Origin of the sequence: Mesorhizobium sp. M1182, assembly GCF_040318335.1 — a bacterium.
In the GTDB taxonomy this organism is placed as follows: Bacteria; Pseudomonadota; Alphaproteobacteria; order Rhizobiales; family Rhizobiaceae; genus Mesorhizobium.
The window spans coordinates 83652-93128 of the sequence record NZ_JAMYMD010000023.1 but is presented as its reverse complement, the minus strand read 5'-3'; the positions used below and the strand labels follow the sequence as shown (position 1 = coordinate 93128).

The 9477-nt window shown below is 62.4% G+C and carries 8 protein-coding genes; 3 read left to right on the top strand and 5 right to left on the bottom strand.

Annotated features, from left to right (window positions below):
- The 5 genes from NKH33_RS23370 to NKH33_RS23350 form a co-directional block, all read right to left on the bottom strand.
- The coding region (locus tag NKH33_RS23370) for a phosphotransferase (RefSeq protein ID WP_352921665.1) at window positions 1-624 on the bottom strand (624 nt) is incomplete at its 3' end.
- Window positions 625-716: 92 nt separating this feature from the next.
- On the bottom strand, window positions 717-1166 hold the full coding sequence (locus NKH33_RS23365; protein WP_352921663.1) for a DNA polymerase III subunit chi: 450 nt from the start codon (window positions 1164-1166) through the stop codon (window positions 717-719).
- A 38-nt stretch (window positions 1167-1204) separates the two neighbouring features.
- Window positions 1205-2701: a leucyl aminopeptidase gene (locus NKH33_RS23360; RefSeq protein WP_352471102.1), complete on the bottom strand. Its 1497-nt coding sequence runs from the start codon at window positions 2699-2701 to the stop codon at window positions 1205-1207.
- 49 nt (window positions 2702-2750) lie between these two features.
- A complete protein-coding gene (locus tag NKH33_RS23355) occupies window positions 2751-3134 on the bottom strand; it encodes a VOC family protein (RefSeq protein ID WP_352471101.1) in 384 nt (127 codons plus the stop codon).
- A gap of 73 nt (window positions 3135-3207) precedes the next feature.
- Window positions 3208-4374 (bottom strand): flavin-containing monooxygenase, encoded by a 1167-nt coding sequence (locus NKH33_RS23350; protein WP_352542724.1) that lies wholly within the window; start codon window positions 4372-4374, stop codon window positions 3208-3210.
- A 354-nt stretch (window positions 4375-4728) separates the two neighbouring features.
- On the opposite strand from NKH33_RS23350, the gene lptF reads away from it, so the two are divergent.
- Genes lptF through NKH33_RS23335 form a run of 3 tightly spaced genes read left to right on the top strand, consistent with a single transcriptional unit; the run spans window position 4729 to window position 9430 of the window.
- Window positions 4729-5931, top strand: a complete 1203-nt coding sequence (gene lptF, locus NKH33_RS23345; RefSeq protein ID WP_352471099.1) for an LPS export ABC transporter permease LptF — start codon at window positions 4729-4731, stop codon at window positions 5929-5931.
- Entirely contained in the window at window positions 5928-7013 is a 1086-nt protein-coding gene (gene lptG, locus NKH33_RS23340) for an LPS export ABC transporter permease LptG (RefSeq protein ID WP_352921671.1), read from the top strand. Before lptF ends, lptG begins: the two co-directional genes overlap by 4 nt.
- Window positions 7013-9430: an LPS-assembly protein LptD gene (locus NKH33_RS23335; protein ID WP_352542725.1), complete on the top strand. Its 2418-nt coding sequence runs from the start codon at window positions 7013-7015 to the stop codon at window positions 9428-9430. The genes lptG and NKH33_RS23335 overlap by 1 nt, the downstream gene beginning before the upstream one ends.
- Window positions 9431-9477: the final 47 nt, after the last annotated feature.

Sequence of the window (9477 nt, the reverse complement as noted above, 5' to 3'; positions counted from 1 at the left end):
CCCCGCCCCCCGCGCGGCCCCCCCCCACCCCCCCCCCCGCGCCCCCCGCCCCCCCCGCCGCCCCCGCCCCCCCCCCCACCCGCCCCCGGCGGCGGCCTGGCCGCGGCGCCCGCCCAGCGCCGAGAGCGCGGCTCGGGTCTCGGCGTCGTAGACCGAAAGCCGGCCACCGCGGTGGAAATTATGCTGCCCTGGCGGTGGCCCGTCGGCAGCGTCGATCCGGTAGAGCGCAACCAGAAAGCCGGCCAGCGAACGGGCGAACTCAGTAAGATCGGCAATCAGTCCACCAGCCGCCGGTCTGCCGCCAAGCCAGCGATAGACGGACCAAGGCCATGGATAGCCTTCCCCGGGCGCGCCTTTGGCCAGCGGCACGGGTATCGGCAGAGGCAGGTGAGGCGCCAAGCGGGGCAGCCAGCGATGCTCCTTCTCGACCTGGGCGACATAGGCGGCAGCGCTCGGCAGCCGCACCGACATGCTGTCGCCCAGCCGGAACGTGCGGTTGTCCCAGCCGCCAGGCTCGACCGTCTCTACCGGCAGGTCCGCCCATTTGGGGAACTGCGCGGCAATCAGCCGGCGAACAAGTGCGGCATCTATCGGCATGCCTGGCGTTCGTTCATCGGGCGGCATCGGGCTTGCTCCGGTCTTCTGAATAGCCGGCGGTCCATCTTTTTGTCGTCGCACTCTTGCGGCGCCGGTGATTCCACTTGGCTGCAAATTCTCTAAGCCTTGCGCTCCCAGCGCCGGTCGGGCGTTTGCTGCCAGTAGGTCACGGTGTGGCCGGCCTCCTTCATTGTCTTCCAGTGCGTGCGTGCCGCCTCTAGCTGGGCTGCATCGTGGCCGTCGAACAGGAACACGGCGCGCTGGTAGCCGCCAAGCTCCGGCGGCACCGCCCCATCGACCAGGAAGCGTATCTGCGCCTGGTTCGGATTGTCAGGGCCGACGGTCAGAAGCACCGGCTGCTCGGCGGGATGGGCTTCGCGATCCGTTGCGTGGGCCAAGAACGAATCGTCCCGGAAAGTCCACAGATGCTGGTCCAGCGCGTCGCGCCGTTCCTCGGTGCCGGTCTGCACCACGGCACGCCAGTCGCGATCGATACTGCGCTCCAGGAGGCCGGGCAACGCATCCTCCAGCGTCGATTCGGTCAGGTGATAAAACAGAATCTCGGCCATGCGTTCAGTCTACATTGTCGGAGTCCCGCCCCAGCCGCTCATTGCTCGTAATGATCGCGCACCAGCCGGTCGAGCAGCCTGACGCCGAAGCCGGAAGCCCATGACTGGTTGATCTCGTTGGAAGGCGCGCCCATCGCCGTGCCGGCGATGTCGAGATGCGCCCAGGGCGTGTCCTTGACGAAGCGCTGCAGGAACTGCGCGGCGATAATGGCGCCGCCATGGCGGCCGCCGATGTTCTTCATGTCAGCATTCTTGGAATCGATCAGCTTGTCGTATTCGGCACCGAGCGGCATGCGCCACACCCGCTCCTGCGTCGCCTGTCCGGCCGCCGTCAGCCGGTCCGCCAACTCGTCATTGTTGGAGAACAGGCCGGCATAATGCTGGCCGAGCGCGACCATGATGGCGCCGGTCAGCGTCGCCAGATTGATCATGAATTTCGGCTGGAAGCGGTCGTTGCAGTACCAGAGCGCATCGGCCAGTACCAGGCGGCCCTCGGCGTCGGTATTGAGCACTTCGATAGTCTGACCCGACATCGAGGTGACAATGTCGCCGGGTCGCTGAGCGTGGCCGTCGACGGCATTTTCAACCAGCCCGACAATGCCGACGACATTGACCTTCGCCTTGCGCGCGGCCAGCGCGTGCATCAGGCCGGTGACGGCAGCAGCGCCGCCCATGTCGCCCTTCATGTCCTCCATGCCCGACGCCGGCTTGATCGAATTGCCGCCGGTGTCGAAGGTGACGCCCTTGCCGACGAAGGCGACCGGGCTTTCCTTGGCCTTGCCGCCGTCCCACCGCATGACCGCGATGCGGGCGCCACGCGGCGAACCCTGCGCTACGCCCAGCAGCGAACCCATGCCGAGCTTCTTCATCTCCTTCTCGGCCAGGATCTCGACCGTGACGCCGAGCGCCTCCAGTTCGGCGATGCGGGCGGCGAATTCCACCGGTCCCAAAACATTGGCCGGTTCATTGACCAAATCGCGCGCCAGCAAGACGCCGTCGATCACCGCCGCTTCATCGGCGAAGGCCTTCTTTGCAGCTGCCGGATCGGCGGTGTGAATAGTCACCTTGACCGGCTTTTTTGGCTCGCGCCTGTCGTCACCATTGTTCTTTTTGGTCTTGTATTTGTCGAAGGAATAGCTGCGCAGCAGGATGCCCGCTGCAAGCTGAACGGCTTGCCTGCCGCTGACGGCCGCACCGGGAAGATCGAGCACGACGGCCACTTCGGTTGCCTTGCGAAAGGATGCGGCAATCGTGCCGCCGAGCTTCAGCCAGGCGTAATCATCGAGATTGGAGCCCTTGCCGGCACCGACCGCCACCAGCCGCTCGATCGATGTCCCTTCCGGTGCCAGCACTTCGACCAGGCTGGCGAATTTGCCGGTGAAGTCGGCGACCGGAAAAGCCCGCTCGAGGGTCTTTGCCGGATCGCAAGCCCTGGCGGCATCGCTGAGGCCGCCCTCGTCGGTCACCAGAACGAAAACGCTGCCTTTTTTGGGCGCGGCGAATTTGGCAAAGGCGATCGAGGGTCTCGAATTCATCATGTCCTGCTTTCGGGGAAGTGAGTTGGATTATTGCGAGAAACGTTCGTCAGTGAGCGGCGGGTTGAAACAGCTCGATAACATTGCCCGATGGATCTTCGAGCAGCGTCTGGGAACCGCCGACGCCCGTTATGATATCGTTGCGAAAGACAAGTCCAGCACTCTTGAGGCGCGCAACCTCTTCTTTCAGGTCCGGCACCACCAACAGGATGCGATTCCAACCTCCCGGCACCGGCTGCCGGCCATCCGGCATTGCCCGTGCACCCGAACTGCCGGGGCCGCTTAGAAGGAGCCGTAAAGCGCCGCGTGTCACGGAAGCAAAAGCCGGTCGCGCGTCCTGTTCAACAGCGAAGCCCAGATGTCCACAGTAGAAGTCGATCGAGGCGGCGACATCATCGACCATGTAGCGAATGCTGACTGGCGTCATGACCATTGACCTTTCGGTTCGAGCACCTTTCAACAAGGCGTGTCTATTGCGGGCGGAACAGTCGGCGTAGTCCGGCTCATCATCGCTGCTTGACAATCCGCGCCGCTATCGCCCTGGCCTGAATGCGGGCGTTGGCGAAACAACCGCGAATGCTCGGCCGCATGCCGGTAAACCACAGACCGGGCAATTTCGGATCGGCATCGCCGCCATTTAAAAGCGGAACGCCCTTGCCGTCGAGAACGCCGAGCATGCCGACCATCTGCTCCAGACCGGTGCGATAGCCGGTCGCCGCAATGACGATATCGGGCGTGATCAACCTGCCGTCATTCAACAAGATGCCGTCTTGGGTAAATTCCCGCAATGGTGGCACCACCACGATCGTGCCTGCCTTTATGGCGCGGACGGCGCCGTCATCGGCTGCGATCGCGGTGTAGTCGGCGCTCAGACGGCTCGCACCGCCTATGGGAGCCGGCGGAAGCCCAAATTTCGTCAGGTCGCCGAAAACCAGGCGCTGGGTTGTCGCCATCACCGCATCGGCCAGCCGCACCGGCAAGCTCGCCATCAACGGTGAAAGCCTGTGGACGGCGACCTTGCCGATGCGTTTCGGCAGCAGCGACGGGCCGTTGCGGGCCGACAGCCAGATGCTTTGGGCATCTGCATTCGCAAGATGGTTGAGTGCGTCGAACCCCGAATTGCCGGCTCCGACGACCAGCACCCTTTTGCCGACGTAGTCCTTCGCCTCGCCAAAATCGGCCGAATGGATAATCCGGCCTGCAAAATCCTTCATGCCTTTCCACGCAGGAATAAACGGCTGCCGGTCGCGCCCGGTGGCGACGACGACATGACGCGCCAGACGACGTCCGGCGTTCGTCCGCACGGTCCAGTGATCGCCATCGAACGTGATCTCTTCAACGGCAACGCCGAATGCGACCGGCAGACCATGCGCCTGGCTGAAATCGTTCAGATGGCGAATGACGGCCGATTTATGCGGAAAAGCCGGGGTGCCTGCGGGATAGCCGACGCCGGGCAGCGTCGAGAGATCGCGATGCGTATTGAGGTGCAGCCGCTGGTGCCGCCGATGCCAGGGTTCGGCAAGCCGGCTCTCCTTTTCCAGGACGAGCGTCGGTACGCCGGCCTTCATCAAGGCGTGGGCGGCGGCAAGGCCGGCCGCGCCGGCCCCGACCACGATCGCGCCGTCAAAGACCGCTTCCCGACCGGTTTGACCGCGCAATTTTTCCGCTTCCATGCTGGGGCTCAACAGATCCTGACCCGTCTTATCACGCCGCGGCGGTCGCGACCGGCGCGACATTTGGTCGTTTTGCCGCATTTGACAAGACTTTGGCCGAAATCGCTCCCATATGCGATATCGAACCATCCACGATTCGTCGCGGCACGGCCCCGCTTCCCGCCGCAACCTGTTGTTAACCAACAATGTTCGCCCTTTCTTATCCATTGCCGCCGACACTCCGGCCCAGCGGAATTTGCGATCCGGGACAGAACCCAGATCGAACCGCCAAACTGAGCCAGTTGTGCAGCCGGCGCCGGACGACTACCTTGTTCCAAGGCATGATGCCGTTCGAAATCGCCGAGAAAAGCCTTCATGAAGGTCGTTGAACGTTACATCATGCGCCGTGCTTTCGCGGTATTCGCGCTGGCGCTCGTCTGGACGCTGGCGATCGTCTGGACGACTCAGGTGCTCGCCCGCATCGACCTCGTCACCGATAGCGGTCAGTCGGCCCTCACCTTCTTCGAAGTCGCAGCGCTGATCATCCCGACGATCGTTCCGATCGTCGTGCCGTTCGCCCTGGTGGTCGCGGTCGCCCAGATCCTCAGCGTGATGAATTCTGATTCGGAGCTGGCCGTCATCAATGCCGCCGGCGCTTCACGCTGGACCATCGTCAGGCCGATCATGCTTCTGGCACTTGCAGCCAGCGTTTTTTCCTTCGCCGTCGACAATGGCGTCGACCCTTACGCACGCCAGAAGAACCGCGAGTTGATTGCGTCATCGCGTGCCGATCTGTTGTCGTTGATCATCCAGGAAGGCACCTTCCGCAAGATCGACGACGGCCTGTTCCTGCAGGTTGGCGAACGGCTTCCCGACAACCGCCTCGGCGGCATCTTCGTCGCCGATTCGCGCGAAGAAGGCGTCAATCTCATCTACTACGCCAAGACCGGCAGCATCATCGAACGCGGCGACGAGAAGGTGCTGATGATGAATGACGGCGTCATCCATCGCAAAACCATGACCGGCGACCTCTCGGTGATCCGGTTCACCTCCTACGCCTTCGACTTGTCCGCTTTCATGTCGGCATCATCTGACATCCTGCTTTTGCCGAAGGACCGGACGACCCAGTATCTGCTCAATCCCAGTCCGAACGACAAGATGTACCAGCAAAAGCCGAACAGGTACCTGGCCGAGCTCAACCAGCGTTTTTCCGAGTGGTCCTATTCGCTCGTCTTCGCGCTGATCGCGCTCGCCGTTGCCGGAGATGCGCGCTCGCATCGCGAGGCGCGTGTGCACCCGCTGATCACGGCAATCGCGATCGCGCTGTTCGTGCGCTGGCTCGGGTTCTTTGCCGCCGGCAAGGCCGACAAGGTGCCGCAATATGCCTATATGGTCTACGGCGTCCCGATCGTGGCATCGGCGATCGCCATCTGGTTCATTGTTTCCAACCGGACCATGGAACTGCCGGTTGCCTGGGCCGATTGGATAACCAATCTTGCCGGCCGCTTCAGTGACGGCTGGAGCGCCATCAAGCTCCGTTTTGCCGGGCGTGGCGCATCCGGACAGGGAGCCGGCTGATGGGCTGGACTCTGGGTCGGTACTTCTTCTTTCGCTATGTGACGATCACCATCTGGTTCTTCATCGGCCTCTTGGCGCTGGTGTTCCTGATCGATTTCACCGAGCTTTCCGGCCGCACGACTGGCGTGCCGGGCTTCACCTACGCAACTGCGTTCGCCATTTCGGGGCTCAGGATGCCGATGATCATGCTGCAGACGGTGCCGTTCGTCGGCCTGTTCTCGGCGATGGCGACGTTGGTGTCGCTCAACCGCAAATACGAATTGGTCATTGCCCGTTCCGCCGGGGTTTCCGCATGGCAATTCCTGCTGCCGTGCTGCATCGGGGCGCTGCTGTTTGGAGCCTTGTCGGTCGGCGTCATCAATCCGGTAGCCGCGCACGCCTATTCCTGGTCCGAGGAGATCGAGACCCAGCTCCGTTCGGGCAAGTCGAACAGCGTCTCGGCCGATGCTGCGCCCTGGATCAGGCAGAAAACCAACGCCGGCGATACCATCATCGGCGCGCGCGCCATTCTTAATCAAGGCCTGGAGATGGCCGACGCGGTCTTCTTCAGCTTCAGCCCGCAAGGCGACATCATCGAGCGCAAGGATGCGGCGCGCGCCTTTTTGCGGGACGGCTACTGGGAATTGCAGGACGTCAAGGTGTTCCGGGACGGTACCATCCAGTCGTTATCCAGCGATCGGCTGCCGACCAATCTCAAGCCGGAATTCGTGCAAGAGCGATTGGCGCGCCCTGAGACCATTCCCTTCTACGATCTGCCCGGCAAGATCGAAGTGGCCCGCTCCTTCGGCCTCAAGGCAAATGCCTTCGCCATGCAGTTCAATTCCCTGATTGCGCTGCCGTTCCTGCTTGTCGCGATGACGCTGATTGCGGCAACGGTATCAATGCGATTTGCGAGGATGGGGCAGTCGGCAACGATGATTCTGGGTGGCATCGTGGCCGGGTTTCTGCTTTATGTCGTTTCGGTGCTGGTCAAGGCATTCGGCGTAGCGGGATTCGTACCCACGGCCGTAGCGGCTTGGGTCCCGGTTGTCGTGGCTATGTTCTTCGGGGTGACATTCCTGCTATACAAGGAAGACGGCTAGTGAGGGAGGCGGTTTTGCGCAGCCATAGGCACGCCGGTTTGGCACGCCTCTCTGCGGCGAGCGCCTTGGCATGCCTGCTTGCCAGCGCCGCCCCGGTTGCTCCGGCTTTCGCCCAGGACGTCAGTGAGCTGGCAACGAAGGTTCCGAGCGGCACCCAGATGCTGTTGGCAGCCGATACGCTGGTCTACGACAACGACAAGCAGACAGTGACGGCCGTCGGTGGCGTCCAGATCGACTACGGCGGCAACCGTCTCGTCGCCCAGCGGGTCGAATACAACCGCAACACCAAACGCCTCGTCGCCAGCGGCAATGTCGAACTCGTCAATAGCGACGGCACCAAAATCTATTCGCAACATGCCGACATCACTGACGATTTCGCCGACGGCTTCGTCAACGCGCTGCGGGTCGAGACCATAGACAAGGCGTATTTCGCCGCCGAAAGCGCGGAGCGCATGGGCGGCGTGCTGACGACGTTCCACAATGGCGTCTACACCGCCTGCGAGCCGTGCGAGGACAAGCCCGACAAAGCGCCGACCTGGCGTATCAAGGCCAGGAAGATCATCTGGAACGGCGAGAAGAAGACGGTTCGCTTCGAGAACTCGAATTTCGAGTTCTTCGGCTTTCCGCTGGCCTATCTGCCGGCTTTCGAGATCGCCGACCCAACGGTCAAGCGCAAGAGCGGCTTCCTGATCCCCGGCGTCGCCTACAAGAGCGATCTCGGCGTCGGTGTTAAAGTCCCCTATTATTTCGCGCTCTCGCCGACCTACGATCTCACTGTCACTGGCAGCGGCTATACCAAGCAAGGTTTCCTCGGTGAGGCCGAGTGGAGGCAGCGCTTCAACAACGGTCAGTACAGCCTGAAGATTGCGGGCATCCGGCAGGAGAATCCCGACGCCTTCATCGACGACAATGGCCACAACGTGAATTCGGGTACCGAAGGCGACCCGAACAGGTTCCGCGGCATGATGGGCACCCAGGGCCAGTTCGCCATCAACCCGCGCTGGGACTTCGGCTGGGACATCCTGCTGCAGAGCGACAAGAATTTCGCGCGCACCTACGACATCGATGGCTTCAACGATAGCGTGCACCGCTCCGAGGTGTACCTGACGGGGCTCAACGATCGCAATTACTTCGACGTGCGCGCCATGCACTTCGAGGTTCAGGAAGACACGCTCGCCAGCGATCCGACTGCACGCGCCGCCAAGCAGCCCTGGGTGCTACCCTCGCTCGACTACGCCTATATCCCCGACATGCCGGTGGCCGGCGGGCAGCTGTCGTTCGACGTCAACGCGCGGGTCATTGACCGCGACAGGCTCGATACGGCTCTTGCAAATTCGGGCATCCCTTCGTCCGTCAACAACGTCCGCGGCATCGACGGTCAATCCGGGCGCCTTACCGCGGAAGCCGAATGGAAGCGCACCTTCACCACCGATGGCGGGCTGCTGCTGACACCGCTCCTGGCGCTGCGCGGCGACGCCGGCTACGTCAACGCCTCCTCGGCCTCGCTCGACGCCGTCAACCAGATGGCGACCAATCTCGGCGTCGAGGACGATATGCGTTCATCGCTTGCCCGCTACATGGCGACCGCCGGCCTTGAGATGCGCTGGCCGGTGCTGTTTTCGATGACCAGTTCCAGCCATGTCTTCGAACCGATGGCGCAGGTATTCATGCGTCCGAACGAGCAATATGTCGGCGGGCTGGCGGTCCCCAACGAGGACGCCCAGAGCTTCGTCTTCGACGCCACGACGCTGTTCGAGCGCGACAAATTCTCGGGCTATGACCGCATGGAAGGCGGCACACGCGCCAATGTCGGGCTGCGCTATTCCGGCGCATATGACAATGGCTGGGGCACCAATGCGGTGTTCGGCCAATCCTACCAGCTGGGCGGCCAGAACTCGTTCGGCACGCCGGACCTGGTCAATGTCGGCGCCTATTCAGGCCTTGAAACTGCAACCTCCGACTATGTCGGCCTTGTCGGCTTCAACAGCCCCAGCGGGTTTTCCGGCTCGGTCAGCGGCCGTTTCGACGAGCAAAGCTTCGAGATCCGCCGCGCTGAGGTAAAGGCCGCCTTTTCAGGCCTGCCGGTATCGCTGAGCGCCAAATACGCCTTCATCCAGGCGCAGCCACTCTATGGCTTCTCAACCGATCGCCATGAGGTTACGCTCGGCGCCTCGACACATCTTGCCGAGAATTGGCGCGTCTTTGGCACCGGCACATATGATCTGGAGCAGAGCGTTCTGGTCAAGGACGGGGTCGGCTTTGCCTATAGTGATTCGTGCTTTACCTATTTGATGACGTTTTCGGAAAGACGTGACCTGAACACCAAGGAAGTATCGCAGAACGTCGGCTTCAACCTGTCGTTCCGCACGCTCGGCGATTTCGGCTCGTCGCAACGCTCCATCGACACCATTCAATAACGGGCAGCGGTCGGCAACGGGGCGGCTGGCGGACGACATTGTTTCGC

Excerpts from the sequence above, each read along its gene's own strand:
- NKH33_RS23365 (WP_352921663.1), bottom strand. The coding sequence starts at position 1,166 with ATGGCCGAGATTCTGTTTTATCACCTGACCGAATCGACGCTGGAGGAT.
- NKH33_RS23360 (WP_352471102.1), bottom strand. The coding sequence starts at position 2,701 with ATGAATTCGAGACCCTCGATCGCCTTTGCCAAATTCGCCGCGCCCAAA.
- NKH33_RS23355 (WP_352471101.1), bottom strand. The coding sequence starts at position 3,134 with ATGGTCATGACGCCAGTCAGCATTCGCTACATGGTCGATGATGTCGCC.
- NKH33_RS23350 (WP_352542724.1), bottom strand. The coding sequence starts at position 4,374 with ATGGAAGCGGAAAAATTGCGCGGTCAAACCGGTCGGGAAGCGGTCTTT.
- lptF (WP_352471099.1), top strand. The coding sequence starts at position 4,729 with ATGAAGGTCGTTGAACGTTACATCATGCGCCGTGCTTTCGCGGTATTC.